Origin of the sequence: Arthrobacter sp. KBS0702 (assembly GCF_005937985.2) — a bacterium.
Taxonomy (GTDB): domain Bacteria; phylum Actinomycetota; class Actinomycetes; order Actinomycetales; family Micrococcaceae; genus Arthrobacter.
On sequence record NZ_CP042172.1, the window covers coordinates 82459 to 109164 of the forward strand.

The 26706-nt window shown below is 68.7% G+C and carries 24 protein-coding genes; 12 read left to right on the forward strand and 12 right to left on the reverse strand.

Annotated elements, in window-relative coordinates; all coding sequences use genetic code 11:
• The first annotated feature begins 37 nt into the window (after positions 1 to 37).
• Positions 38 to 1204 (forward strand): GGDEF domain-containing protein, encoded by a 1167-nt coding sequence (locus FFF93_RS00425; RefSeq protein ID WP_138767832.1) that lies wholly within the window; start codon positions 38 to 40, stop codon positions 1202 to 1204.
• A gap of 43 nt (positions 1205 to 1247) precedes the next feature.
• Here FFF93_RS00425 and pgm read toward each other — a convergent pair whose 3' ends face one another.
• Positions 1248 to 2909: a phosphoglucomutase (alpha-D-glucose-1,6-bisphosphate-dependent) gene (gene pgm / locus FFF93_RS00430; RefSeq protein WP_138767831.1), complete on the reverse strand. Its 1662-nt coding sequence runs from the start codon at positions 2907 to 2909 to the stop codon at positions 1248 to 1250.
• Between the two features lie 132 nt (positions 2910 to 3041).
• On the opposite strand from pgm, the gene FFF93_RS00435 reads away from it, so the two are divergent.
• Positions 3042 to 3494 carry a DUF4190 domain-containing protein gene (locus tag FFF93_RS00435; protein WP_138767830.1) on the forward strand — a complete coding sequence of 151 codons (453 nt, stop codon included), beginning with the start codon at positions 3042 to 3044 and terminating at the stop codon, positions 3492 to 3494.
• Positions 3495 to 3532: 38 nt separating this feature from the next.
• Here the strand turns inward: FFF93_RS00435 and FFF93_RS00440 are convergent, their stop codons facing one another.
• The 6 genes from FFF93_RS00440 to FFF93_RS00465 are packed head-to-tail and all read right to left on the reverse strand — an operon-like array spanning position 3533 to position 10284.
• On the reverse strand, positions 3533 to 5032 hold the full coding sequence (locus FFF93_RS00440; protein WP_138767829.1) for a mannitol dehydrogenase family protein: 1500 nt from the start codon (positions 5030 to 5032) through the stop codon (positions 3533 to 3535).
• Between the two features lie 49 nt (positions 5033 to 5081).
• Positions 5082 to 5960 carry an ABC transporter permease gene (locus FFF93_RS00445; protein ID WP_138767828.1) on the reverse strand — a complete coding sequence of 293 codons (879 nt, stop codon included), beginning with the start codon at positions 5958 to 5960 and terminating at the stop codon, positions 5082 to 5084.
• Positions 5960 to 6886 carry an ABC transporter permease gene (locus FFF93_RS00450; RefSeq protein ID WP_138767827.1) on the reverse strand — a complete coding sequence of 309 codons (927 nt, stop codon included), beginning with the start codon at positions 6884 to 6886 and terminating at the stop codon, positions 5960 to 5962. The genes FFF93_RS00445 and FFF93_RS00450 overlap by 1 nt, the downstream gene beginning before the upstream one ends.
• Complete coding sequence (locus tag FFF93_RS00455) at positions 6883 to 8016, reverse strand: ABC transporter ATP-binding protein (protein ID WP_138767826.1); 1134 nt, start codon at positions 8014 to 8016, stop codon at positions 6883 to 6885. The genes FFF93_RS00450 and FFF93_RS00455 overlap by 4 nt, the downstream gene beginning before the upstream one ends.
• The gene (locus tag FFF93_RS00460) at positions 8013 to 9239 is read right to left on the reverse strand and encodes an extracellular solute-binding protein (RefSeq protein WP_138767825.1); all 1227 of its coding nucleotides are present in this window, start codon (positions 9237 to 9239) and stop codon (positions 8013 to 8015) included. Before FFF93_RS00460 ends, FFF93_RS00455 begins: the two co-directional genes overlap by 4 nt.
• Positions 9226 to 10284, reverse strand: a complete 1059-nt coding sequence (locus FFF93_RS00465) for a LacI family DNA-binding transcriptional regulator (RefSeq protein ID WP_138767824.1) — start codon at positions 10282 to 10284, stop codon at positions 9226 to 9228. The genes FFF93_RS00460 and FFF93_RS00465 overlap by 14 nt, the downstream gene beginning before the upstream one ends.
• Before the next feature lie 238 nt (positions 10285 to 10522).
• On the opposite strand from FFF93_RS00465, the gene uxaC reads away from it, so the two are divergent.
• The 5 genes from uxaC to FFF93_RS00490 are packed head-to-tail and all read left to right on the forward strand — an operon-like array spanning position 10523 to position 16403.
• Positions 10523 to 11953: a glucuronate isomerase gene (uxaC, locus tag FFF93_RS00470; RefSeq protein ID WP_138767823.1), complete on the forward strand. Its 1431-nt coding sequence runs from the start codon at positions 10523 to 10525 to the stop codon at positions 11951 to 11953.
• Between the two features lie 16 nt (positions 11954 to 11969).
• Positions 11970 to 13196, forward strand: coding sequence for a D-mannonate dehydratase ManD (manD, locus tag FFF93_RS00475; protein WP_138767822.1), 1227 nt, complete (start codon positions 11970 to 11972; stop codon positions 13194 to 13196).
• Positions 13193 to 14776: a UxaA family hydrolase gene (locus FFF93_RS00480; RefSeq protein WP_138767821.1), complete on the forward strand. Its 1584-nt coding sequence runs from the start codon at positions 13193 to 13195 to the stop codon at positions 14774 to 14776. The genes manD and FFF93_RS00480 overlap by 4 nt, the downstream gene beginning before the upstream one ends.
• Positions 14752 to 15450, forward strand: coding sequence for a bifunctional 4-hydroxy-2-oxoglutarate aldolase/2-dehydro-3-deoxy-phosphogluconate aldolase (locus FFF93_RS00485; protein ID WP_138767820.1), 699 nt, complete (start codon positions 14752 to 14754; stop codon positions 15448 to 15450). Before FFF93_RS00480 ends, FFF93_RS00485 begins: the two co-directional genes overlap by 25 nt.
• Positions 15447 to 16403, forward strand: a complete 957-nt coding sequence (locus FFF93_RS00490; RefSeq protein ID WP_138767819.1) for a sugar kinase — start codon at positions 15447 to 15449, stop codon at positions 16401 to 16403. The genes FFF93_RS00485 and FFF93_RS00490 overlap by 4 nt, the downstream gene beginning before the upstream one ends.
• Positions 16404 to 16425: 22 nt before the next feature.
• Here FFF93_RS00490 and FFF93_RS00495 read toward each other — a convergent pair whose 3' ends face one another.
• From FFF93_RS00495 to FFF93_RS00510, 4 genes are all read right to left on the reverse strand, one after another.
• Entirely contained in the window at positions 16426 to 17283 is an 858-nt protein-coding gene (locus FFF93_RS00495; RefSeq protein WP_186372197.1) for a phosphotransferase, read from the reverse strand.
• 5 nt (positions 17284 to 17288) lie between these two features.
• Entirely contained in the window at positions 17289 to 18758 is a 1470-nt protein-coding gene (locus FFF93_RS00500) for a peptide MFS transporter (RefSeq protein WP_138767818.1), read from the reverse strand.
• A 92-nt stretch (positions 18759 to 18850) separates the two neighbouring features.
• Positions 18851 to 19963, reverse strand: coding sequence for an alcohol dehydrogenase catalytic domain-containing protein (locus tag FFF93_RS00505; protein WP_138767817.1), 1113 nt, complete (start codon positions 19961 to 19963; stop codon positions 18851 to 18853).
• A gap of 83 nt (positions 19964 to 20046) precedes the next feature.
• A complete protein-coding gene (locus FFF93_RS00510) occupies positions 20047 to 21516 on the reverse strand; it encodes an amidase (protein ID WP_138767816.1) in 1470 nt (489 codons plus the stop codon).
• A gap of 108 nt (positions 21517 to 21624) precedes the next feature.
• Here FFF93_RS00510 and FFF93_RS00515 point away from each other — a divergent pair, with 108 nt between their 5' ends.
• The 3 genes from FFF93_RS00515 (at position 21625) to FFF93_RS00525 (ending at position 23282) form a co-directional block, all read left to right on the forward strand.
• On the forward strand, positions 21625 to 21951 hold the full coding sequence (locus FFF93_RS00515; RefSeq protein WP_138767815.1) for a rhodanese-like domain-containing protein: 327 nt from the start codon (positions 21625 to 21627) through the stop codon (positions 21949 to 21951).
• 16 nt (positions 21952 to 21967) lie between these two features.
• Entirely contained in the window at positions 21968 to 22948 is a 981-nt protein-coding gene (pheA, locus tag FFF93_RS00520; protein ID WP_138767814.1) for a prephenate dehydratase, read from the forward strand.
• A gap of 91 nt (positions 22949 to 23039) precedes the next feature.
• Positions 23040 to 23282 (forward strand): hypothetical protein, encoded by a 243-nt coding sequence (locus FFF93_RS00525; protein ID WP_138767813.1) that lies wholly within the window; start codon positions 23040 to 23042, stop codon positions 23280 to 23282.
• A gap of 2 nt (positions 23283 to 23284) precedes the next feature.
• On the opposite strand, the gene FFF93_RS00530 is transcribed toward FFF93_RS00525, so the two are convergent.
• Positions 23285 to 24358 (reverse strand): diacylglycerol kinase family protein, encoded by a 1074-nt coding sequence (locus tag FFF93_RS00530; RefSeq protein ID WP_138767812.1) that lies wholly within the window; start codon positions 24356 to 24358, stop codon positions 23285 to 23287.
• A 78-nt stretch (positions 24359 to 24436) separates the two neighbouring features.
• Here FFF93_RS00530 and serS point away from each other — a divergent pair, with 78 nt between their 5' ends.
• A complete protein-coding gene (serS, locus tag FFF93_RS00535; protein WP_138767811.1) occupies positions 24437 to 25717 on the forward strand; it encodes a serine--tRNA ligase in 1281 nt (426 codons plus the stop codon).
• 134 nt (positions 25718 to 25851) lie between these two features.
• Positions 25852 to 26700 (forward strand): HAD family hydrolase, encoded by an 849-nt coding sequence (locus FFF93_RS00540; protein WP_138767810.1) that lies wholly within the window; start codon positions 25852 to 25854, stop codon positions 26698 to 26700.
• Positions 26701 to 26706 lie beyond the last annotated feature (6 nt).

Consider the following 26706-nt stretch of genomic DNA (forward strand, 5'->3'; position numbering starts at 1 on the left):
ACCTGGGTCACGAGGTGCGTGCTGGGGGAACCACAGGATGATGCTTGACACCTCCACCTTGCGGGTTGCCTTGGCCGTAGTGACCCTGACGTTGCTCTGCCTGTTCTACTTCATCACCTACCGGCGGACCCGTTCCCCTTTCAGCGGATGGTGGTGCTCCGCCCTGCTGATGTTCCTCACCGGATCGGCGTCGTATCTGCTGGACGGTACCGTCTACCAGGCGTGGGCCAACCCGCTGGGCAACACCCTGCTGGTTGGCGGAGCTGTAGCCATGTGGGCGGGCGCCCGGTCGCTGCGCAACCGAAGCTCCCACCTGTGGGTCATGCTGGCGGGCCCGGCCGTGACGGGTGTGCTGTCGATCCTGGACCATCCGGCAACCAACAACTGGTCCGGCGGCGCGGTCCTGCTCGGCATGATGGGGCTGATGCTAGGCCTCTCGTCCCGGGAGCTTTTCGTGCTCGACGTCGACTACTCCCGAGTGCACCGCCCCCTCGCCTATGGCTCGGCATTCCTGGCAGTTTTCTACGCCGGCCGGCTGATCGCCTTTGTTATCGACGGCCCGGAAGGGCCGGTGTTCGTCGCCTTTTTCGGTTCGGTGGTGACGACACTCCTCACCTCGATGATCCTGGTGCTGGCGTCGTTCACCATGGCGGAGCTGAGCAACGAACAGCTGACCCGTGACCTGCGGGCGCGCGCCACGGTCGACGGGCTTACGGGGCTCCTCAACCGCACCGCCTTCGTGGACTTGGCGGAGAATGAACTCCGCCGCCTCAGCGGCGCGCGGACCACCGCCGCCCTTGTCCTGGCCGACCTGGACCACTTCAAGGCCGTCAACGACCAGTACGGGCACGCGGCCGGGGACGAGGCGCTGCAGGCGTTCGCTGCCGCGTGCACGTCCGCGGTCCGCTCCACCGACCTCGTGGGGCGCTTCGGCGGGGAGGAGTTCATCCTGCTCCTGCCGGGCCTCAGCCCCGAGCGTGCCGGCGAGATGGCGGCCGTCATCAGCCGCCGGCTGCAGGAAGCACAACCGAACGTCGCAGCCCGCCTCCCCACCGTCAGCTACGGGATTGCCTCGACCGGGCCGGGCCGCGTCGACCTGAAGGCCCTGATCGCCTCGGCCGACGCCGCGCTCTACCACGCCAAAACGCTCGGCCGGGACCGGTCGGTCCTGGCAACGAGCCTCCGCGAGGAACAGACCGCCTGAGCGTCCGGGTGGAGCCCGCGGCGCCTCCGGGCCCGGGAACCGGCTAGGAAATCACCCCGTCAACCAGGGCCTTGGCTTCGGCCTGCACCTGCTTGAGGTGGTCCGCGCCCTTGAAGGACTCGGCGTAGATCTTGTACACGTCCTCGGTACCGGACGGCCGGGCAGCGAACCAGGCGTTCTCGGTGACCACCTTGAGGCCGCCGATGGCCGCGCCGTTCCCGGGCGCTTCGGTCAGCTTTGCGGTGATGGTTTCGCCGGCCAGTTCCGTCGCGGTGACGTCCGACGGCGACAGCTTGCCCAGTGCGGCCTTCTGCTCCCGCGTGGCGGCGGCGTCGATGCGCGCGTACACCGGGTCACCGAACCGGTCCGTGAGCCCCTTGTACAGCTGCGACGGCGACTTGCCGGTCACGGCCGTGATCTCGGAAGCCAGCAGCGCCAGCAGGATGCCGTCCTTGTCCGTGGTCCAGACGCTGCCGTCCATTTTGTTGAACGAGGCGCCGGCGGATTCCTCCCCGCCGAAGGCTCCCTCGCCGGACAGCAGTCCCGGCACGAACCACTTGAAGCCCACCGGCACCTCGACGAGCTTCCGGCCCAGGCTTTCGGCCACCCGGTCGATGATGGAGGAGGACACCAGGGTCTTGCCGATCACCGACTGAGGGTTCCAGCCGGTGCGGTGCCGGTACAGGTAGTCGATCGCGACGGCGAGGTAATGGTTGGGGTTCATCAGGCCGCCGTCCGGCGTGACGATGCCGTGCCGGTCGGCGTCGGCGTCGTTGCCGGTGGCGACGTCGAAGGGTGCGGACCCGTCCGCACCAACAGCCATCCGGTTGATCAGGGACGCCATCGCCGACGGCGAGGAGCAGTCCATCCGGATCTTCTCATCCCAGTCCAGCGTCATAAAGGCCCACTGCGGGTCGACGGTCGGGTTTACCACGGTGAGGTTGAGGTGGTGGCGTTCGCCGATTTCGCCCCAGTAGTCCACGGACGCGCCGCCCATGGGGTCGGCGCCGAGGCGGACTCCGGCGTCGCGGATCGCGTTCAGGTCCAGCACGGACGGTAGGTCATCGACGTAGCTGGACAGGAAATCGAACTTGCCGGTGGTGCCGGCGGCCGTGGCCTCGGCGATCGGGACCCGCTTGACCCCGCGCAGGCCGTTCTCCAGCAGCTCGTTCGCGCGGTTGGCGATCCAGCCGGTGGCATCGGTGTCGGCCGGGCCACCGTGCGGCGGGTTGTACTTGAAACCGCCGTCGCCGGGCGGGTTGTGGCTGGGAGTCACCACGATCCCGTCGGCCTGCGGCGCGCCGGCGGGCGAGTTGTTGTTGTGGGTCAGGATGGCGTGGCTCAGGGCAGGCGTTGGCGTGTAGCCGTGGCGGGCGTCGATCAGGACGTGCACGCCGTTGGCCGCGAGGACCTCCAGAGCCGAGTTCTGGGCCGGTTCGCTCAGGGCATGGGTGTCCTTGGCGAGGTACAGCGGACCGGCGATGCCCTGGCCGGCGCGGTATTCCACGATGGCCTGGGTGATGGCGAGGATGTGGGGCTCGTTGAACGAGGCCTTGAGGCTGGAGCCCCGGTGCCCGGAGGTTCCGAACGCCACCCGCTGGCCGGGGTCGCCCAGATCCGGCGAGACGTCGTAGTACGCGTCGAGGAGCGCAGTGAGGTCAACAAGGTCTTGGGGTTGGGCAACTGTGCCCGCGCGGCTAGCCATGGCTCCAGCATGCCAGACGCGGGGCCAAGGGCAACATGGTTTCGCCGGAATCGGGCCGCTGTGACGCCGCGCCCCCGGCCGGGAAAACCCTGCGGCGGTAATCTGGAGGGACACATGTCAGAGGGGAACACGATGACCGATCAGACCAGGCACGATGGGGCCCAGCGCGGGGACCAGCCGCCGTGGAACCCGCCGTACGGTGCCGACGGCCAGGTGCCCCCGATGCCGGCGATGGCACCGCACCCCGGGCAGCCGGCCGGGCACTACGGCGGCTACGGGCCGCCGGCAGGACCGTACGCCGATGCCTACGGCCAGCCGAACTACTACGGCGTGCCGGCCGCCCCGAAAGCCCTGAGCATCGCGAGCCTGTGCTGCGGCATCGCATCCTTCCTGGGCTTCGGCTTTTTCCTGCTCCCGCAGCTGGCCGCGGTCGTCCTCGGGCACCTCGCGCTGAACCGCGAGCCGGCCGGCAGGGGCCTGGCGATCGCGGGGCTGGTCCTGGGCTACGCCGCGATTGCCATCACGGTCCTGGTGGTCGTCACCCTTGGCGTCGCCTTCTCGAACGCGGACTTCATCGCCGCGTAAGCGTCCGGCAACGGGCTGCCGGCGGGTGGCATCCTCGGTTACGGAACCTCTGAGAGCACCTTCCGGACCGCCTCGGCGACCGCAGCGCGGAATCCCGGGTGTCCCGCGAGTTCCTCGGGGAAGATTTCCTTGACCGCCAGGAGCCGGCCGGCGAGCCCGGCCTCAGAGCCGGCCGCGGCTGCCCGCAGCGCTTCCGCCAGCGGATCGTCCAGGCCCAGCGGCCGGCCGTTGACGTCCCGACCGCGGTAGATGAACACCATCCACGCCGCGACCAGCAGGGCCCCGGAGTAGGGGATTTCGCCCGCGGACAACCGGTCCGCTACCGTCCCGAGGATCCTGACAGGCAGCTTCTGCGACCCGTCCATGGCGACCTGGATGGTGGTGTGCCCCAGGTTCGGGTTGGCGAACCGCTCCAGGATCGATTCGCCGTAGGCCGCCAGGTCCGTGCCGGGCGGGGCCGTCAGGGTGGGAATGATGTCGTTGCGCTGCAGGCGGCGTGCCTCTTCCACAAGCCCGTCCGCAGCGACGGCGTCGGCGATCGTCGGGTGCCCCCGAAGTGCCCCGAGGTACGCCAGAAGGGAGTGGGTGGCATTGAGCATCCGCAGTTTCGCGAGTTCGAAGGTGCCGACGTCGGCGGTGACGATAGCTCCGGCGCGCTCCCACGCCGGGCGCGGTCCCGGGAAGTTGTCTTCGATGATCCACTGGCCAAACGGCTCCGCCACCACCAGACCCTCGTCCCTCAGGTCCAGCAGCCGTTCGGCTTCCCGGCGGTTCGCCTCGGTTGTCGCGGGAACGATCCGGTCCACCATGGTGGAGGGGAACGTGACGGCTGCGTCGAGCCATTCCAGCAGTCCGTGCGCCCCTGCCGCCTCAGCCAGTTCCAGCACGAGGCCGCGGGTGACGCTTCCGTTCGACATCAGGTTGTCGCAGCACATCACGGCGAACGGGGCGCCGGAGGTCGCGTGGCGCCGGGCCAGCCCCCGGACCAGCAGGCCGAGCGGGGTGCGGCCCGGCCCGGCGAAGCTCCGGCCGGCGACTTCGGCCTTCAGCGCGTCCACGTCCGCCGCCACCGCGGGATTGCCGAGATCCAGGCCGCCGCCGAGCCTCCGCGGGTAACCCTTTTCGGTGATGGTCAGCGATGCCAGATGAACGCTCTCCGCCGCCAGCGTCCGGAGTACCTCCTCGGATCCGGTTCCCGGGAACACCACCCCGCGCATCGAGCCCATCACGCGCAGCGACGAGGAGTCCCGGGCCTTGGTCAGCACCGAATACAGGCCGTCCTGGGGTCCGAGCTGTTCCGCTACCCGCGCCGACCGTCCGGTGACGCCGAGGATTCCCCACCGGGTATCGCCCGTAGCCGCGGCGGCGTCCTCGGTGTACACGGCCTGGTGCGCGCGGTGAAAGGCGCCGACGCCGAAGTGGACCAGGCCGGTGCTGAGGGCCCGAGGATCCACGGCGGGACCGGAGACGCGGGGGCGCTCCGCTGCCGCCGCCACAGTGGCCAGCGACAGGCGGTCGGTGAGGGTAATTGCAGACATCGTTGGCCTTTCAGCCGGCGGGGGAGGGCAGCGGGCGGCCGCCCGGCGGTCAGTCCGTCTCTTCCCGGACCTGCGAGACAAGCTGGGTGGGATTGACGAACCGGAGGGCCACTACCAGCAGCACCATCATCATGAGCATGTAGACAACAGCCATCGCGTCGACGGACTGCTGGGCGCGGATACCGGCCCCGGTCATGGCCGTGAACAGCGCCACGACAAGGGTGTCGGAGGTGGAATCCGAGGTCAGGAAGGTCAGCTCGAACATGCCCACCGTCCGGACCAGCACCAGGACCGCGGCCGCAAGGATGCCCGGCACCAGGAGCGGCGCGAGGATCCTCGTGAAAAGCCGCAGCATGTTGGCGCCGCACATCCGGGCCGCCGACTCGATCGACGGGTTGATCTGCTCGATGAACGGCGTCATGGTCAGAATGACGAACGGGATGGACGGAACCAGGTTGGCCAGGATCACGCCCGTCAGGCCCGGTGCCAGGTGGTAGTACGTCAGCAGCGTCGCCAGCGGGATCCCATACGTGATCGGGGGCATCATGATCGGCAGCAGGAAGACGAGCATCAGGATGTTCTTGCCCGGGAAACTGCGGCGGGCCAGCACGTAGGAGGCAGGCGCGCCGATCAGCACGGAGATTCCGACGACGGCGATGGAGACGGTCAGCGTGGTGCCGATGACCTGGCCGAGGTCGTATTCCTTCCAGGCGTCGGCGTACCAGGTGGGGGTGTAGCCCGACGGCAGCCAGGTGTCGAACCATTCCTTGGCGAAGGAGTTGACGACCACGGAGGACACCACACCGAGCAGCAGCAGCAGGAACACGGCCATGCTTCCCCAGATCAGGAACGTTCCCGGGGAGGCCGCCAGCGGCCGTTTGGCGGCGGCGGGCGTGGCGCCGGACTTTGGTTTCAGTGTGAGGCTCATCAGCCCTTACCTCCGGTGGATCCTTTGTACATGCGGGAGCGCCAGATCAGCACCAGAACGATGACGACCAGTTCCACGGCACCCATGACGATGGCCGCCGCGGACGCGAGCGGGTAGTCGAACTGCTGGCCCCAGGCGTTGTAGGCCACGTAGGCGATGACCCGGGTGGACCCGGACGGGTCGCCGACGAGGATGGCCGAGGGGAAAACGCTGAAGGCCAGGACGAAGGTCAGGCAGAAGGTGATGGCCAGCCCGGGTGCCAGGAGCGGCAGGGTGATCCGGCGGAAACGCTGCTTCCAGTCCGCGCCCAGGGTCCGGGCAGCCGCCTCGAGCGAGGGATCGATGCCGGAGAGGTAGGACAGGATCAGCAGGAACGCGAACGGGAACCCCGAGATGATCAGGGACCAGAGCACGCCCCAGTAGTTCTGGACCAGCTGGAGCGGCTCGAATCCGAGGAGTCCAAGGAAGCGGTTCAGCCAGCCGCGCTGCCCGAAGAAGTTCAGCAGGCCCTCGGCGGTGAGGACGGTGCCGAGCGTGATCGGGATGACCAGCACCGTCGTCAGGGCGCGCTTGCCGCGGAACTTCCCGCGCATCTTGTAGGCGATCGGAACCGAGACCAGGACGTTCAGCAGGGCCGCCGGGAGTGCCAGCTGCAGGGTCACCCAGATCGAATCCAGCCCCCTGACCGAGGGGTCCGTGAAGAACTTCACGTAGGCGCCGAAAAGTCCGCCGGTTTTCGGCTGGAAGGACAGGCCCAGGCCGTAGACGAACGGGTAGACGAACAGCACCAGGGCGAACACCAGCGCGGGCAGCAGCAGGAGCAGGAGCTTGTCGATGCCGCGTTCGGCGAGCCGGTGGGACAGTGCGGGCCGGGTTCCCGGTTCCTCCTGCCCCACCCGGGCCGGGCGCTGCCCGGTGAGGGTCACAGTACCGCCGCCTCAAGCTCGGGGGCCGGGCTCGCCGTCGGCGAAAGCTCGGCCGGGAAGACCAGCACCCGCTCCTGTGCCGCGGTGAGGGTGACCCGTTGGCCGGGTTCCACATGGCGGGGCGTCCGGACGTGCAGCGGCTTTCCGGCGTCGGACCGGGCCTCGACCGCGAACTCACGGCCCTGGTATTCGACGACTTCGACCGTCGCGTCGATGCTGGCAAGGCCGGCCGGAGCCGTCCCCGCCGGGGCGATGTCGAAGTCCTCGGGGCGCAGCCCCACCTTCACCGCGTCGCCGGCGCGGAGCGGTTCCCTGGTGGAACCGGTAATAGTGGTGCCGAGGACCGAAACGGTCACGGCGCCGCCGTGGACCCGTTCCACGACGCCCTCCAACAGGTTGCGGTAGCCCATGAAGTCCGCCACATGCCAGTTGACCGGGTGCTCGTGCAGCTCCTGCGGCGTGCCGACCTGCTGCACCTCGCCGAGGCGGAGCACCACAAGCCGGTCGGCCAGCGACAGCGCCTCCTCCTGGTCATGCGTCACGTAGAGCGTGGTGAGGCCAAGCGACTGGTGCAGCCGGCGGATCTCGGTCCGCATCTCCAGCCGCAGCTTCGCGTCCAGGTTCGAGAGCGGCTCGTCCATCAGGACCAGCGGCGGACGGAGCACGACGGCGCGGGCGATTGCCACGCGCTGCTGCTGGCCGCCGGACATTTGGCCCGGCAGCTTGCTCGCGTGCGGCCCGAGCTGGACCAGGTCGATCGCCTCGGCCACACGCTTCTTGATTTCCGCCTTGGGAACGTTGCGCATCTCCAGGCCGAACGCGATGTTCTTCTCCACGCTCAGGTGCGGGAACAGGGCGTAGTTCTGGAAAACCATGCCGAAGCCGCGCTTCTCGGGCGGGAGCTGGTCGATCTGCTTGCCGTCCATGAGGATGCGCCCGCCGGTCAGCGGCAGCAGGCCGGCCAGGCAGTTCAACGCCGTCGACTTCCCGCAACCGGACGGTCCCAGCAGGGCGATGAACTCCCCGCTGCGGATCGAGAGGTTGAGGTTCCGGAGCGCGTTCTGGCCGCCGAACGAACGGGCCACATTTTCAAGCTCGAGCGTCTCAAAACTCGTGGCGTGAATGCTCATTTCTTCTGCTCAACCTTTCCGGTGGCCACCTGCGTGTCCCAGGTGTCAAAGGCCTTCACCAGGGCGGCGGCGTCGATCGGCGTGGCCTTGGGGTTGTCCTTGATCAGCGCATCGTATTCGGGGCGGCCGAACTTCGCGATGACGTCCTTGCTGGCTTGCGGGGCGAGGTCAACCGTGACGTCCTTGATGGCCGGGCCCGGGTAGAAGTAGCCGGTATCAAACGTCTTGGCCTGCTGTTCCGGGGTCAGAGCGTACTGCAGCACCTGCAGGATTGCCGCCATCTTGTCCGCGGAGACGCCCTTGGGCACCGCGGCGTACTGCGCGTCAGTTACCCAGGTGAATCCCTTGAGCGCCTTCGTCTTGAAGTTCTCCGGCACCTGGCCCAGCGCGCGGGGGTTGATGTCCCAGCCCGTGGTGGTGATCGCCATGTCCCACGTGCCGTTCTTCAAGTTGTTCATGGTCACGCCCGTGCCGGTCGGGTACGACGTGACGCTCTGGTTGAGCTGCTTTAGGTAGTCCCAGGTCTTGCTCCAGCCGTTCACCGGGTCCTTGGGGTCGGAGTCGCCGAGGATGTACGGCAGCCCCATGAGGAAGGTGCGGCCGGGGCCGGAGTTGGCCGGGCGGGCGTAGCCGAAGCGGCCCGGGTGCTCCTTGGCCCAGCTCAGGAGTTCTTCTGCCGTGCTCGGCGGGTTGGGCACCTTGTCCGGGTTGTATTCCAGCAGCGGCCCGGAGGGGTAGTAGGTCAGCGCGACGGCCTGGTCCTGCGCGAGCTTCTGCATCGCGGCGGCAGGCTCCTGGTAGTTGGCCATGTTGCCCAGCCGGTCCTTGTAGTCCTTGGCGACCGGGGCGAAGAGGCTCTCGCTGATGCCTGCGGCGAGGCCGTCGGTGCCGGTCAGGACGAGGTCGATCTTGAGGTTTCCGGCCTGCTGCTGGGCCTTGACCTTGCCGGCCATGTCGGGGGCGCCGGCGGTCTCCCAGGTGACCGAAGAGATGATGTCCGGGTGGTCCTTGGCGAACTGGTCGAAGATGGCGCCGGTCAGTTGCTTGTTGCCGGCAACGTCGAGGATGTTCAGGGTCACGGCCTTGGAGGGCTTCTCCGGAACACTGCCGGCGGACAGCGTCGCTGCGGAGGCGTTGTCGCTCCCCGGGGCGCTACAGCCGGTGGCCAGCAGCCCGGCCACGCCGAGGGTTGCTGCCCACTGGACTCTTCTAGATGCTCGCATGGGATTTCCTTTCATTGCGTCCGGCAGCGTTGCCGGACGGACGCTCACGGATGGCGGAGGGCACTACGGATGTGGACTGCCGGACAACGATTTCGATCGGAAGGTACTCGGCGGCGCGGGGGGCCGAATGGGGATCCAGGCTGTCGACCAGCCGGTCGACGGCGGCGCTGCCAACCTTCCGCAGGGGCGCCCGGACAGTGGTCAAAGCGGGGGAGACGAGCGTTGCGGCGTTGATGTCGTCAATGCCGACCACGCTCATCTCGTCCGGGACGGTAATGCCCCGGGCATGCAGCCGGGCGATGATGCCCAGGGCCATGAGGTCGTTGTAGGCCAGGACGGCCGTCAGGCCGGCGGCCACGGCGAGATCCGCCGCGGACTGGCCGCCGCCGAAGACCGGCGCGAACGAGCCCAGCGACATCACCTCGAGGCCGGGCAGGCCCGGGACGGCCTGTTCGATGCCGAGGCGGCGTTGCTGGTCCGACCAGGAGCCGGTGGGGCCGCCGGCATAGCCGACCTTCCGGTGTCCCAGCGCGTGGAGGTGTTCGAGGGCCTGGCGGACGATTTCCTGGTCGTTCACCGTGATGTCCGGCAGGCCCTGCATGCGCCGGTTGATCAGCAGCACGGGGATACCGCCGAGCAGGGACGCCAGGTCCGCGTCGGACATCCGGGAGGAGCACAGAATCAGCCCGTCCACCTGCGGCTTGAGCTTGCTCACCAGCTCCCGCTCCACGCGGCTGTCCTCATCCGAGTCGGCCACGAAGACTGAATAGCCCGCGGCGAGGGCCCTTGCCTGCACACCCTTGGTGACCGAGGCGAAGTAGGGGTTCTCGAGATCCGGCACCACCAGGCCGAGCGTGCCCTTGCGGCCGGTGGCGAGTCCCCGGGCGGCGTTGTTGGGGGTGTAGCCCAGTTCCCGCGCCTTGTCGACGATCTGCTGGCGGGTGCGGGGGGCGACCAGATCCGAGGAGGACAGGGCCCTGGACACCGTTGACGGCGAGACGCCCAGCGCCTTCGCCACGTCCCGGACCGTGATGGATCCCTTCATGCGTACTTCACCTAACATCGTCGTCAGCCGCGGTCATGTGCGGTCCGTCACATCCTGCAACCGTTTGCAATGATCTGTCAATAGTTTCGGAAAGAATCATTTGAAGGCTAGGGCCCACCGCGGCGAAATCCCGGCAATTACGCCACTTTCATTGCTTTACGAGGCATCGGCGTGCATATTTAGATTTAGTTCAAACGCTAATTTTGTTGCATTTTGTTTCATTGGAGAGGCAAATTACATGAGTGATTCCACTGCCTGGGCTATCGACCCGGACCGGGCCCTTCCTGCGGATCCGGCAACACGGAGCATCGCCCGGGAGCTGTACAACGCCGTGTCAGCACTGCCCATCGTGTCGATGCACGGCCACGTCGAGGCTGAGGTGTTCGTGGACAACGAATTCTTTGGGAACCCCGCGGAATTGCTGGTGATTCCGGACCACTACCTGGTGCGCATGCTGGTCTCGCAGGGCTACTCGCCGGCCGAACTCGGTGTGGCGAACCGGCAGGACGGGGCCCTGGCGGAGCGGGACGCGCGCCTGATCTGGCGGCGTTTCTGCGAGAACTGGAAACTGTTCCGCGGAACACCCACCCGCTATTGGCTCGAACACGAGCTGGCGGTCGTTTTCGAGACGCCGCTGCAGCCGTCCGCGGAGAATGCCGATGTCCTCTTCGACAAGCTCTCGGCCCTGCTCCACACCGAAGCGTTTCGCCCGCGGTCCATTCTTGACCGGTTCAACGTGGAAATTCTGGCCACCACGGATTCGGCGCTGTCCGACCTTTCCGCCCACCGCAAACTGAGTGACGCCCTGGGGCCGGGCCGGATCGTCCCGACCTTCCGGCCCGATTCGCTGTTGCACATCGACCACCCCAGGTGGCAGGACGAAATCCGGATGCTCTCGGAGGTTTCCGGGCTGGAGGTAGCGGACTACGCCAGCTTCCTGGCAGCCCTCCGGCAGCGGCGCCACGCGTTTGTCGACGCCGGCGCCCGCGCCACCGACCACGGCCATCTGCTGGCGGACACCACCCCGTTGCCGCCGGAGGAGGCGCAGCGGATCTTTGCCGCGGCGGTCCGCGGGGAAGTGACCGCCGAGGAGGCCCAGGCCTTCTCCGGCAGCATGCTGTATGAGATGGCCCGGATGTCCGTCGAGGACGGCCTGGTGATGCAGCTCCATCCCGGAGTGCTGCGCAACCACTGCCACAGCGTGTATGACTCCTACGGCCCGGACAAGGGCTTCGACATCCCCGTCGGCGTGGAGTTCACCCGTTCCCTGCGGCCGCTGCTGGAGAGCTTCGGCATGAGCAAGGACTTCCGCTTCATCGCCTTCACCACCGACGAAACGGTCTACTCGCGGGAACTCGCGCCCCTCGCCGGCTGCTATCCCGCCATGAAACTCGGAGCCCCCTGGTGGTTCCTGGACAGCCCGGAACAGATGCGGCGCTTCCGTGAATCCGCCGTCGAAACGGCCGGGTTCTACAACACCAGCGGCTTCGTCGACGACACCCGGGCGCTCGCCTCCATCCCGGCCCGCCACGACCTGTCCCGGCGGATCGACGCCGGGTACCTGGCGCGCCTCGTCGCCGAGGGGCGGCTGGGCATGGCGGAAGCCGTGGAAACCGCCGTCGACCTCACCTACAACCTGCCCCTGCAGTCCTACGCCGCCCGCGGCTGACCCGGAAGGAACATCAATGACGATACGCTCAGCCGAGGTCCTGGTCAGCAGTCCGGGAAGGAACTTCGTTACCCTGCGCATCACCACCGACGACGGTGTGGTGGGGCTTGGCGACGCCACCGTCAACGGCCGCGAGCTGGCCGTGGCCGCCTATCTCACCGAGCACGTGGTCCCGCTGCTCATCGGGCGCGACGAGGCGATGATTGAGGACGCGTGGCAGTTCCTCTACCGCAGCGCCTACTGGCGGCGCGGCCCCATCACGATGGCCGCGATTGCCGCCGTCGACGTCGCACTCTGGGACATCAAGGCGAAAGTGGCCGGCCTGCCGCTGTACCAATTGCTGGGCGGCGCCTCCCGCACCGGCTGCCTCGCCTACGGCCACGCGTCGGGCACCGACCTGGACGCCCTGTGCGTCTCGATCCAGAACCATCTCGACCAGGGCTTCAAAGCCATCCGCGTCCAGACCGGCGTCCCCGGGCTGGGGCAGATCTACGGCGTCGCCGGGGACCAGCGCCCCGGACAGCGCTACGACTACGAACCCGCCAAACGCCTCCCGAAACCGGCGGAGGAACTCTGGGACACCCGCGCCTACCTCCGCCACGTTCCGGGCGTTTTCGCCGCGGTCCGGGAGAAGTTCGGACCGGAACTGGTCCTGCTGCATGACGGCCACCACCGGATGACGCCGAACCAGGCGGCCTCGCTGGGGAAGAGCCTCGAGCCGTACGACCTGTTTTGGCTGGAGGACTGCACCCCCGGGGAAAACCAGGAGGGCATGCGCCGGGTCCGGTCCCAGACCACCACCCCGCTGGCGATCGGCGAGGTCTTCAACACCGTCTACGACTACCAGACGCTGATCACCGAGCAGCTGATCGACTACGTCCGCTCCGCAGTGACCCACACGGGCGGCATCACGGCGCTGCGCAAACTCATGGACTTCGCCGCCATCTACCAGATCAAGTCGGGCTTCCACGGCCCGACAGATATCTCCCCGGTGGGCCAGGCGGCCCAGCTGCACCTGGGGCTGGCGATCCACAACTTCGGCATCCAGGAGTACATGAAGCACTCCGAGGAGACCCTGCAGGTGTTCCGCACCAGCTACACCTTCGAGAACGGGCTGCTGCACCCGGGGGACAACCCCGGCCTGGGCGTGGACTACGACGACGAGCTCGCCGCCGGCTTCGAGTACACCCCGGCATACCTTCCCACGGCCCGCCTGCTTGACGGGACGGTGCACGACTGGTGAACGCCCCCGAGACCACCGCCGCAACCCTCCCGCTCGCGTCCTGCATCCTGCAGCTGGCTGCCGGCGACGACGTGGGGGTCGCCACCCGCGACCTCCCCGCCGGAACCAGGCTGCAGGACGCAGCATTGGACCCCGCCGCATCGGACCCCGCCGGCCCGGTGCTGGAAGTCGGCGCCAACGTCCCGCGCGGGCACAAGATCGCGCTGAAGCCGGTCGCCGCCGGCGCGCCGGTGCACAAGTACGGACAGTCGATCGGCCGCGCCCTGACGGGAATTCGGCCGGGGGACCACGTGCACACGCACAACCTCGGCATGGACGAGGTGAAGCAGGACTACGAGTTTGGCACGGCACGCGTCAGCCCTGCCGTTCCGGCCGGACCCCGCCCCACATTCCAGGGCTACCGCCGGGCCGGCGGCAAGGTCGGTACCCGCAACTACATCGGCATCCTGACCTCCGTTAACTGCTCGGCCAGCACCGCACGGATGATCGCAGACCAGTTCCGCGGCGGCGCCCTTGACGCCTTCCCCAATGTCGACGGCGTTTTTGCCCTGACCCACGGCAGCGGCTGCGGCATGGTGCTGGGCAGTTCGGGCGCCGAAGTCCTGGTCCGTACCCTGCGCGGCTACGCGGCGCACCCCAACTTCGCCGGCCTGCTGGTCCTCGGACTCGGCTGTGAGATGCTCCAGACGGAACGCTTCCTCGACCCGGAAACCGCGCCCGCGCTGATCGAACGGCTCACCATCCAGGACTCGGGCGGGATCAGGGCCACGGTCAAGGCGGGGGTGGCCCTGATCGAAGGGATGCTCCCGGCCATCAACGAACTGCAGCGGGAGCCCGTGGACGTTGCCGAGCTTGTGCTGGGCCTGAACTGCGGCGGCTCGGACGGTTACTCGGGCATCACGGCCAACCCCGCGCTGGGGGTCGCCTCGGACCTGCTGGTCGCCTACGGCGGAACGTCGGCGCTCGCCGAAACGCCCGAGGTCTTCGGGGCCGAGCACCTGCTCACCCGCCGGGCGATCGCTCCCGAGGTGGGGCAGCGACTGCTGGGGCAACTGGAATGGTGGCGGGACTACGCCAGCTCCGGCGGCGGAAGCCTGGACAACAACCCTTCGCCCGGCAACAAGGCCGGGGGCTTGACCACGATCCTGGAGAAATCGCTGGGCGCCGTGGCCAAGGCCGGCCAGGCTGAGCTGTCTGCCGTCTACGCCTACGCCGAGCCGATGACCAGCCCGGGGCTCGTCTTCATGGACACGCCGGGCTACGATCCGGTGTCCGTCACCGGGCTCGTGGCCGGCGGCGCCAACGTCGTGTGCTTTACCACCGGCCGCGGCTCCGTCTTCGGCTGCAAGCCCGTGCCCAGCATCAAGCTGGGCACCAACACCGAGCTCTACGAACGCATGCCGGAGGACCTGGACCTCAATTGCGGCGTCATCGTCGACGGCGAAGCGACAGTCCAGGAGGTGGGGGAGCTGATCTTTGCCCGCATCCTCGCCGTGGCATCAGGAGCGAAGACCGTCAGCGAAGAACTCGACCTCGGACAGGAAGAATTTGTGCCATGGCAACTGGGAACCGTGACGTGAGCAGCGGGACGGATACCCTCCGGCGGCCCGCGCCGAGCGCCATCCTGCAGGCGAACCCCGTGGTGGCGGTGCTGCGCGCCGGCCATGCCCGCGAATACGCGCCCGTCATCGCCGCACTCGCGGACGGGGGAGTGCGCTCGATCGAACTGACATTGAGCACGGCAGGGGTCTTCGAGCTCCTGCCGGGACTTATCCGGGACTTCGGAGACCAGGCCGAAATCGGCGTCGGCACCGTCACGGCGGAGACGGAGGCCGGAGAAGCCCTCGACGCCGGGGCGCGTTTCCTCGTCACCCCGGTGACCGACAGCGCCATTGTCCGCGCCGCCGCGGAGCGGGACATCCCCGTTTTCCCGGGGGGCCTGACGCCGACGGAACTGTTCAGCGGATGGCGGGCGGGCGCCACGGCCGTCAAGATCTTCCCCGCCTCGACGGTCGGCCCCGGCTATATTGCCCAGCTCCGGGGCCCGTTTCCGGAGCTTGCGGTCATCCCTTCCGGCGGAGTCGCAATCGAGGATGCGCCCGGCTGGATCCGGGCAGGGGCCCTGGCCGTCAGCCTGGGCGGCCCGCTCATCGGAGACGCCTTCAAAGGCGGCGACCTCTCAGAGCTCACCCGGCGGGCGGCCAGGGTCAGCCGCCTGGTCGCCGAAGCGCGCGGCGCCGGGAGCGCGGGGTGAGCGCCGGACCGAGCGCCGTCGTCACCCTCGGCGAGACGATGGCGTTGATGAAGGCTTCCACCCCAGGACCCCTCGCCTTCACGGAGTCACTCCGGCTGGGCATTGGCGGCGCGGAAAGCAACGTCGCGATCGCCCTGCGCCGGCTGGGCACCTCGGTGACCTGGGTGGGGCGGGTGGGCGCGGACAGCCTCGGCGACCTGGTCCTGCGGGAGCTGATGGCGGAGGGGCTGGACGTCGAGTGCGGCCGTGACCCCCACGCCCCCACCGGGCTCATGATCAAGGAACGCCGCACCAATGAGACGGCCAGGGTCTGGTACTACCGCTCAGGAAGTGCGGGATCGACGCTTGCGCCGGAGCACGTTCCGGAACGGAAAATCGCTGCCGCCCGCCTGCTCCACGTCACCGGCATCACCCCGGCGCTGTCCCGGTCTGCCGCGGCGGCGGTCCAGGCCGCCATCGACTGCGCCAAATCCGCCGGCACCCTGGTGTCCTTCGACCTTAACTACCGCTCCGCCCTGTGGCCGAAGGACGCCGCGGCAACCGCCTTCGAGGCGCTGGTGCGGCAGGCGGACGTGGTGTTCGCCGGCGACGACGAGGCGGCGATCGTGGTGGGCGAGGCGGCGGAACCGCTCGACCTGGCACGGCGGCTCGCGGCCCTTGGCCCGGCGCAGGTGGTCATCAAACTCGGCGCGCAAGGATGCGTGGCCCTCGTGGACGGCGAGGAGCACCAACAGGACGCCATTGCGGTCCGGGCCGTGGACACCGTGGGGGCGGGTGACGCCTTTGTCGGCGGCTACCTCGCCGAACTGCTCGAGGGGCAGCCGGTGCGTGAGCGGCTGCTGACGGCGGTGCGCACGGGGGCTTACGCGTGCCTGGTGTCGGGGGACTGGGAAGGGATGCCGCGGCGATCCGAGCTTGCCCTGCTGGGCGCCGTCGAACCCGTTAGCCGCTGAGCGGCCGCCGAACCCGGGGCACCTAGCGGCTGAGCGCGTCCAGCAGTCGGCCCGTGTTGGCCTCCAGCCAGGCGCCGCGGCGGCGGATCATGTCGCCGACGCCCTCGTCCCACATCCGGGCCCAGCCACCGCCGAGGACCCTCGCGTTGTGCTCCATCCGTTCGTAGCTCAGTGCGGCGGCCTCGATTCCGAACGCCGGCAACGCCCGCCGTTCCGCATCATTCCAGCCGTAGGCATCGGCGAAAATCCGGAGCCGCCGGAACGGGTTGGTGGCTTCCCAGCCCGCCCACGCGTCGGCCGGGTCCCGGAGCGGTGCCCAGTGCGATGCGGCGTTGAAGGAATCCTTGAAGGCCGTGGTGGGGCCGGCGAGATCGAAGTCCACCAACCCGACGGCCAGTCCGTCCCGGACGACGACGTTTTGCGGGGTGACGTCAAGGTGGCAAACGAGTTCTGCCGGGTCCTGGCTCACGGCGCCCGCCGGGAACCGGGGCGGGAACGGATGGGCGGACGGCACGAAGCCGGACGAGGCCGTGTGCAGCCGCCGGACCAGGCGGGCCACGGAGGCCAGCAGTTCCTCGGACTGGACCCAGGCCTCCGGGACTGGCCCGGCGCATTGTCCGGCCAGGAAGGTGAGCACGTCCCTGCCCTCCGCGTCGCGGCCCAGGAACCTCGGTGAGCCCTCGAATCCGGCGTCCTCGAGCCAGTCCAAGTATGCGGCGACGGCCAGGGACTGCGGCTGGTGCGGGCGGCGGATGGTGCCGCCCACCCGGACCACGCCCTCAGTGACATCGCCCGCCGGCATGGGTTCGACGTCGGACGCCTCGCCGGGGGCGGGGACGTAGACGCGGGCCTCAACCGGCGGGCGATGAAGGGAGCTCATTTAGCTCAGCGTACGCCGCCCATGAGCTTCTTGATGGCAGGCGAAGCCGCGGCCAGGCCGACGGCCAGGAGCATGGCCGTGCCGCCGACGCCGATGAAGTACGGCAGTTCGTCGTCGGGGTTGTAGAGGCCCGAGAGCATCCCGGCCAGGGTCGTGCCCAGCGAGACCGAGAGGAAGAACAGGGCCACCATCTGCGTGTGGAAGGCCTTGGGGGCCAGCTTGGTGGTTACCGACAAACCGATGGGGGAGAGGAACAGCTCCGCGAGCGTGAACAGCAGCAGGATCCCCACCAGTGCCAGCAGCGGTGTCTTGCCGCCGCCGGCCAGCGGGATGAACGCCAGGAAGGCGAGTCCCATCACAAACAGGCCGATCGAGAACTTCAGCGCCGAGCCGGGCTGCCTGCGTCCCAGCCGGGTCCACAGGGCTGCCATGACACCGGCGAAGATGATGATGAAGACCGGGTTGATGGACTGGACCCAGGCGGCCGGCATTTCCCAGCCGAACAGGTTCCGGTCCAGCTTCTCCTCCGAGTACACGGCAATGAAGGTGAACTGCTGCTGGAAGAGGGCCCAGAACGCGGCGGAGGCGATGTACAGCGGGATGAACGCTGCCACGCGGCCGCGTTCGGTGGCGTTGACCTTCTTACTGCTGAAGATCAGGACGAAGTACAGGGCCGACGCGCCGATGGCGGCGTACGCCATGGACATGGCGAGGTTGTCTGCGTTGACCATGCCGGTGGCCAGCAGCACGGCGATGACCGCGGCGATGACGGCGAAGATCAGTCCGTATTTGGTGCGTTCTGCCACGGGCAGCGCGTTGGGAACCCGGTGCGCCTCCTCGGGGAGCTTGTTGCGGCCGAGGGCATAGATGCCCAGGCCCACGGCCATGCCGACGGCGGCGGCGCCGAAGCCCCAATGGAAGCCCTGGCTCTCCTGCAGCCAGCCGGTGACCAGCGGGCCGATCAGGGCGCCGGCGTTGATGCCCATGTAGAAGATGGAGAACCCGGCGTCGCGGCGTTCGTCCTTCTCGCGGTACAGGCTTCCCACCAGGGCGGTGGCGTTGGCCTTCAGCCCGCCGGAACCGACGCCCACCAGCACGAGGCCGGCAACCAGGCCCGGCACGCCCGGGATGAGGGCGAGGGCGATGTGGCCGGCCATGATCATGACGGCGGAACCGAACAGCACACGCTCGGAACCGAAGAGCCGGTCGGCGAGCCAGGCGCCCAGGATGGTCGAGAGGTAGACGCCGCCACCATAGGCGCCCACCAGGCTCGCGGCGAGGGCCTTGTTGATCTCAAGGCCGCCCTCGGCGGCCGAGAAGTACATGTAGTAGAGAAGGATCCCCTGCATTCCGTAGAAGGAGAAGCGCTCCCACATTTCTACGGAGAAGAGGCTGGCCAGCATTTTCGGGTGGCCAAAAAACGAGGTATCGCCCGGCGTTGTAGCGGGGGGATTGGCTAAATGAGTTGTGCTCATTTACTTAATGCTGACATTGCGGTGCGCGATTGTCACATCCGCGGCGGCCCGGGGCAAGTCAATCCAAAGGTGTTTCGCCGCCCAGCGGCCGCCTATCCGGCGTCGAACATGATGACCTGGCGGACCGCCTTGCCGTCTGCGAGCTGGTCCATGGCCTGGTTGATGTCCGCCAGGGCGATCCGGGACGAAATGAGCTCCTCGACCGGCAGTTTCCCGTCCCGCCAGAGCTGGGCGTACTTGGGGATGTCGCGCGCCGGCACGGCCGAGCCGAGGTAGCTGCCGACGATGGTGCGGGCCTCGGCCGTGATGGTCAGCGGGGACAGCTGGGCGCGGGAGTCGGGGGAGGGCAGCCCGGCCGTGATCGTGGTGCCGCCGGCTTCGGTCGCGGCGAACGCGGTCTCGAACGCCCGGGCGCTGCCGGCGCATTCCACGACGAACTTGGCCTTGACGCCTTGTTCGGCCAGTTGCTGCGGGGTGTACGTCTCGTGCGCGCCGAGGCGGCGGGCGTGCTCCAGCTTCTCCGCCAAGGTGTCCACGGCCACGATCCGGGAGACGCCCTGGGAGACGGCGGTGATCAGCGCGGCCATGCCGACGCCGCCCAGCCCGACGATCATGATGCTGTCCTCGGGCCGGGGTTTCGCGGCGTTCAGCACGGCGCCGCCTCCGGTGAGGACCGCGCAGCCGAGGACGGCGGCGATGTCCGCCGGGATGTCGTCGCCGACCGGTACCGCCGAGGCCCGGTCCACCACGGCGTGGGTGGCGAAACCTGAGACGCCGAGGTGGTGGTAGACGGTCTCGCTGCCGCGGCTCAGGTGCATGGAACCGTGTAGCAGGCTGCCCTCGCCGTTGCTCTTTGAGCCGGCGGTGCAGGGGAGCCGGCCGTCCGCGGTGCAGTTGGCGCACTGCTCGCAGCGCGGCAGGAAGGACATGACCACCCGCTGGCCGGGCTTCAGGTCGGTGACGTCCGCGCCGACTTCGACCACCCGGCCGGCGGCTTCGTGTCCCAGCAGCATGGGCACCGGCCGGACCCGGTTCCCGTCGACAACGCTGAGGTCCGAGTGGCAGATGCCGGCAGCCTCGAGGCGGACGAGGATTTCCGTGGGCCCGGGGGCAGAGAGTTCCAGCTCCGCGATGCTGATGGGTTTGGACTCGGCAAAGGGCCGGGGGCGGCCGATTTCCTCAAGCACTGCTCCGGTGATCTTCATAGATCGCTCTCCTGTCGTTGACCCGCGTCGGGACCAGTAAACCCCAAGCGGCGGCGGCCCGGGAAATCCCTGCCGCCGGCTGCCTAGAAACCCAGCTGCGCTGCCACCTGCAGCAGCAGCCCCTCGGACCCGCGGGGGCCCACCAGCTGGATGCCCATCGGCACGCCCGACCCCGGCGTACCGCCGGTCCAGTGCACCGGGATGCTGATCGCTGGCAGCCCGCAGACGTTGACCAGGGAGGACCACGGCGCGAACTCGCACTGCTTGCGGTAGTCGTCGTCCGCGTCGGTGGCCCACTCGGCCGCCGGCCAGTAGCCGTCCCCGTGCGCGGCGCCGGTGAACCAGCCCACCGGACGCGGCGTCTGCGCCAGCGCCGGGCTCAAGACCAGGTCCCAGGCGGAGTACTGCGCTAGCGTGTCCCGCTCGAACTGCCGCAGGAACCCGAGGGCCTCGTCCAGTTTCGCTGCGCTGCGCTGCTGGGCGCGCCGCCGGAACGTCCGGGTCAGCGGGGTCAGGAGCGCTTCGCGCTGCGGCGCGATGCGGGCGCTGCCGACGCCGGCGGTCCAGGCTGTCGTGAACGCGGCCGGGTAGCGGTTGTCGTACCGGATGGCGGCGTCGCCGGTCTCGTGGCCGGCCGCCTCCAAGAGCCGGATCCCCGCAGCGAGGGCGTCGAGGGCCTCGCGTTCGGGCGTGACGGGGAAGACCGCCTGCCACGGGCTGTCCAGGCTGACGCCGATCCGCAGCCGCGGCGGATCCTGCCGGGCCAGCTCCAGGTAGCTGGCCCGGGGAGCGGCGGATTGCCCCGGCGCACGCCCCGCGGCCTGAGGTGCGTTCTCCGGCGGGACGAGTGCGTCGAGCAGCAGGGCAGCATCCGCCGCGGAGCGGGCCAGCGGGCCGGCCACGACCAGCCTGGCCGGGTCTCCGGTGCTTTCCCCGGCCGGGACCAGCCCGCGGCCCGGTTTGAGGCCCACCAGCCCGCACGCCGCGGCGGGAATGCGGATGGACCCCCCGCCGTCGGATCCCGGGGCGAAGGGCAACAGCCGGGCGGCGACGGCGGCGGCACTGCCGCCCGAGGATCCGCCGGAGCTGCGGCTCAACGCGTGCGGGTTGCGCGACGGCGGCGCAATCCGGTTCTCGCTGTAGGCCGTCAGTCCGAACTCCGGAACCTGCGTCTTGCCCAGCGAGATGACGCCGGCGCCCTTCAGCGCTGCGGCCAGGGCGCCGTCAGCCGGGGCCGGCTTGTGTTCCAGGGCGGCGCTTCCGTGCGTGGTGACGACGCCGGCGACGTCGGTCAGGTCCTTGAAGGCCGTCGGCATGCCGTGCAGCGGCGGCAGGGCCGCGTCGCCGTCGTCGGCCGCGACGCAGTGGCGGCTGTCCGCGGCGGCGGCATCCTTGAGGGCCTGCTCCGCGGTGACCGTGATGAACGCGCCAAGGTGCGGGTTTTCGGTGCCGATGCGGTCCAGGAAGTGCGCAGCGGCCTGGCGGGCCGAGAGCTCGCCGGAGCGCAGGGCATCCCGGAGCGCGACGGCGGACAGTTCGTGAATCTCAGCCAAGGGGCTCCTTTGCGCTCTCCAGAAGCGTAACGTGCCGCGTGATTGGGCATGCCTCCAACCGCTGGCGATACGCTGGAAGTAAACGTGGTTCCAGCGGAAAGGACGACCATGAGCGACATCGACACCGTGACCGTTTCTGACATTCCGGAAGCAGCGCGGCTTCTGGACGTGCGCGAGGACTACGAGTGGGCGGCCGGCCACGCCGAGCGTGCCCTGCACATCCCTCTCGACCAGCTCCCGGCCCGGCTCGACGAACTGGACCCCGACGAGGACCTCTACATCATTTGCCGCACCGGCGGCCGTTCCTTCCGCGCCGCGCAGTGGCTGGTAGGCCACGGCTACTCCGCGCTGAACGTCGCCGGCGGCATGGACCAGTGGCTTGAGAACGGCCTGCCGCTCGTCTCCGACAACGGGCTCAAGCCCGTCATCCTGTAACCGAAGGACAAGCCCGATGCCCGCTTCCCCCGTCACCTACACCTTCCTCGGCCCCGCAGGCACGTTCACCGAGGCCGCGTTGATGCAGGTGCCCGGGGCGGCGGATGCCGTCCGGATCCCCTCCTCGAACGTCAACACGGCGCTGGACAAGGTCCGCAACGGATCCGCCGACGCGGCGATGGTGCCGATCGAGAATTCCGTGGAGGGCGGGGTCACCGCCACCCTGGACGCGATCGCCACCGGACAGGAGCTGCGGATCCTCCGCGAGGCGCTCGTGCCCATCAGTTTTGTGCTCGTCGCCCGGCCCGGCGTCCGGATCGAGGACGTCCGCCGGATCTCCACCCACGGACACGCCTGGGCACAGTGCCGGCTCTGGGTCGACCAGAATATTCCGGATGCTGAATATATCCCGGGATCCTCGACCGCGGCCGCCGCCATGGGCCTGTTGGAGGAAGATCCGCACTACGACGCCGCGATTTGTGCGCCGATCGTCGCTGCCGAGCAGCCGGGCCTGGCGGTGCTGGCCGAGAACATCGGCGACAACCCGGGCGCCGTGACCCGCTTCGTGCTGGTAGGGCGCCCCGGCGTCCTGCCGGAACGGACCGGGGCGGACAAGACCACCGTGGTGGTCCCGCTGCCGGAGGACCGGCCCGGCGCCCTGATGGAAATCCTCGACCAGTTCGCCACCCGCGGCGTGAACCTGAGCAGGATCGAGTCCCGCCCCACCGGGCAGTACCTGGGCCACTACTTCTTCAGCATCGACGCGGACGGCCACGTGGGCGACGCCCGGGTGGCCGACGCCCTTGCCGGGCTGCACCGGATCAGCCCGGCCACACGATTCCTGGGCTCCTACGGACGGGCCGACGGCCAGCGCGCCGACGTCGCGCCGCATACCTCCGACGAGGCATTCCGGGCGGCCCACGCCTGGGTCGAAGACATTCTCAGCGGGGCATCTGTGGTGCAGGAATATAACCCAGAGGCTTCGCCCACAGCGTAGACAAATGCCTCATCCGGCACTTCCACCCCTTGGAAACTGTGCGTATGCTTGCCTGATCCATATTGGGGTAGTCCACCGGAGGGAGCGGGCCATGTCAGGCACCAGCACAGAGAATGACGGCCAGGGAATGATCGTGAACCCCAAGCCGACGGCTGAGAACCAGGACTGGGACGGCGACGACGCCGACCGGGCGGACCGGCTGCGCTTCGAGGAGGAGCAGGCGATGATCCGCGAGCAGTCCGAGGCCCGCGCCGCCAAGGCTGCCGCGGAGGCGAAAAAGTCTGCCGAAGCGGAGAAGGAGAAGGCAGCCGACGCCAAGAAGGAAGCCAGCTAGCCTTACGGCGTGTCTTCCCGGCCGACGCCTTCCTTGACCCGGACCAGCAGTGAGCCGGGTGCCACCTGGACGGTGACCGTTGTGGCCTCGCCGGACGGATCGCCGTCGACCTGGGTCGGCATCGGTTCGGCGCACTTGATCACGATCTTGCCCGAGCGGTAGTACGTCATCACCGGCAGATTCCGCTTGTGCTTGAGCACAATCTTCCAGTACATGGCCAGCCAGCCGATCGCGCTGCGCGGGCTCATCACCACCACGTCCAGCATGCCGTCGTCGATCATGGCCTGCGGAATGAAGTCGATGCCGCCGGGGATCAGCCCGCAGTTGGCGAACAGGACGCTCCGGATCTTCCGTGACTGTTCGGGCTGGTCATCGAGCGAGATGGCGACCTTTTTGCGGCGGCCCGGAAGGTGCCGCACCCCGGCCTCCGTGTAGGCGAGCCAGCCCACCGCCTTTTTGAGCCCGTCATTGGTGTCGCCCACAACCTCGGCGTCCATGCCGATGCCGGCGATCACCAGGAAGGCGTGGTCCGCGGACTGCCCGGTCAGGGCGTTCTCCACCGTCATCCGGGCGGTGTCGATGAAGCGCTGGTGGCCAAACAATGCGATCTGGACGCAGCCGTGCAGGTCGCCGATGTCCAGGTGGATGTTGCGGGCCAGCAGGTTGCCGGTGCCCAGCGGCAGGAGCCCCATGGCGATGTCGGTGTGCGCCAGGACGTCGGCCACGACGCGGACGGTGCCGTCGCCGCCGCCCACGAGGACCACATCGGCCCCGTACTCGACCGCGGCCCGGGCCTGCGAGAATCCGGGGTCCTCGGCGGTCGTCTCGAAGAACCGCGGCGCCTCCCAGCCGGCCGCGAGGCAGGCACTTTCGACCAGCACCCGGGCCTCCGCAGACCTCGACTTGATCGGGTTCAGCACCACCGCGACCTTTTGCCGGCCCAGACCGGGGTTGTGCGTTTCTTCCCAGACCGCACTGCGGGTGTGCTTGGCCTTCAGCCGGCGCACACCCCACCAACTGGAGACGGCAAATACCAGGGCCCCAGCGATGACGAGGTAGAGCAGCCAGTCGCGCATGTTGCTCCAACACTATCCCGGCCGTGCGGCGCGGCAGGACGGCCGAAAGGCACCCCCCGGATTCGATACTCTTATCTGGTGATCGACGTAAAAGACCTCAGCGAAAATCCGGACAAGTTCCGTGCCAGCCAGCGCGCCCGCGGCGCCGACGAATCCGTGGTGGACGCGATCATCGCCGCGGATTCGGCCCGGCGCGCGGCGCTGATCCGCTTCGAAAACCTGCGCGCCGAGCAGAACGCCTTCGGCAAGAAGGTGGCGCAGGCAAAGGGCGAGGAAAAGCAGGCGCTGCTCGCAGAGGTCAAGGTCCTCGCCGCCTCGGTCAAGGAAGCTTCGGCGGAGGCCGACGTCGCCCAGGCCGCCCAGGAGGAGCTCCTGCGCGGTATTCCCAACCTCGTCGAGGACGGCGTACCCGCCGGCGGCGAGGACGACTACGTGGTGGTCAAGACGGTCGGGACGCCGCGCGAATTCCCCGACTTCGAGCCGAAGGACCACCTGGAAATCGGCGAGCTGATCGGCGCCATCGACATGGAGCGCGGGGCGAAGGTCTCCGGTTCACGCTTCTACTTCCTGCGCGGCGTGGGCGCCCGGCTGGAGATGGCGCTGCTCCAGATGGCCATGGAGCAGGCCATCGACGCCGGCTTCGTCCCCATGATCACCCCGACGCTGGTCCGCCCGGAAACCATGCAGGGCACCGGGTTCGACGTCAAGCACGACGCCGAGATCTACCGCCTCGCGGAGGACGACCTGTACCTGGTGGGGACCTCCGAGGTGGCCCTGGCCGGCTACCACGCGGACGAAATCCTGGACCTCACCGGCGGCCCGATCCGCTACGCCGGGCAGAGTTCCTGCTACCGCCGCGAGGCCGGTTCACACGGCAAGGACACACGCGGCATCATCCGCGTGCACCAGTTCAACAAGGTGGAGATGTTCATCTACACCACGGTCGAGGAGGCCGCCGCCGAACACGCGCGCCTGCTGGCCTGGGAAGAGGAGATGCTGGCCAAGTGCGAGCTGCCCTTTCGCGTGATCGACACGGCCGCGGGGGACCTCGGCAATTCCGCTGCCCGCAAGTTTGACTGCGAGGCCTGGGTCCCCACCCAGGGCGCCTACCGCGAGCTGACCTCGACGTCCAACTGCACCACGTTCCAGGCCCGCCGCCTCAACATCCGCGAACGCGTGCTGAACGAGGACGGTGCGCCCAAGGGCACCCGCGCGGTTGCCACCCTGAACGGCACCCTCGCCACGACCCGCTGGATCGTCGCCATCCTGGAGCACCACCAGAACCCGGACGGCTCGGTCAACGTCCCGGCGGCGCTGCAGAAGTACCTCGGCGGCATGACGGTGCTCCCCGTCCTCTAGCCAACCGGTCCCCAGGCCAACCCGTCCCCGGGCCAAACGCCGTCGGACGCCGTCGGACGCTGTTCACCAAGGCTTCACGCGGCGCTGTGGCGCGCGTCCTAGCGAGCGTCGGCGGTGTCTGCTCTACTTGTGGAATGACAACAATGACTGAAGCCTCAGTCGCTGGCAACGATGACCAGCGAGATGCAAACGAAAAAATGATGATCGCCCTCGACGTCGACGGAACCCTCGTCGACCACGACGGGCACATGTCCGTTCCCGTCCGGGAAGCCGCCCAGGCCGTCGTGGCCGCCGGGCACGAGGTGATGATCGCGACCGGCCGCTCGCTCAACGCCACGCTGCCCATCATCGAGCACATCGGCATCGAATACGGCTACGCGGTCTGTTCCAACGGGGGCGTGACCCTGCGCGTGGATTCCGGGCTCGCGGACGGCTACGAGGTGCTGCACAAGGCCACGTTCGACCCCGGCCCCGCGCTCCGGGCGCTGCGCAAGCGGCTGCCCTCCGCCAAATACGCGCTCGAGGACGAGAACGGCAACTTCCTCTCCACCGAACGCTTCCAGGACGCCAGCTTCGGCGTCGAGGCGATCGGCGTCGATTTCCAGACCATGCTGGAGGCCACCGCCGTCCGTGTGGTGGTGTTCAGTTCGGAGAACACCCCCGAGGAATTCAACGCGGCGATCCGGCACGTCGGCCTCGCCGGCGTCACCTACTCCGTGGGCTGGACGGCGTGGCTGGACATTGCCGCCGCCGGCGTGACCAAGGCCAGCGCCCTGGAACAGCTGCGCGGACGGTTGAGCATCGAGGCGCACCGCACGGTGGCGGTCGGCGACGGCCGGAACGACATCGAGATGCTCACCTGGGCACGCCGCGGCGTCGCGATGGGCCAGGCACCCGCCGAGGTCATCGCCGCCGCCGACGAGGTCACCCACTCGGTCTACGACGACGGCGCCGCCCACGTGCTGCGCAGCATCCTCCGCTAGATTCCG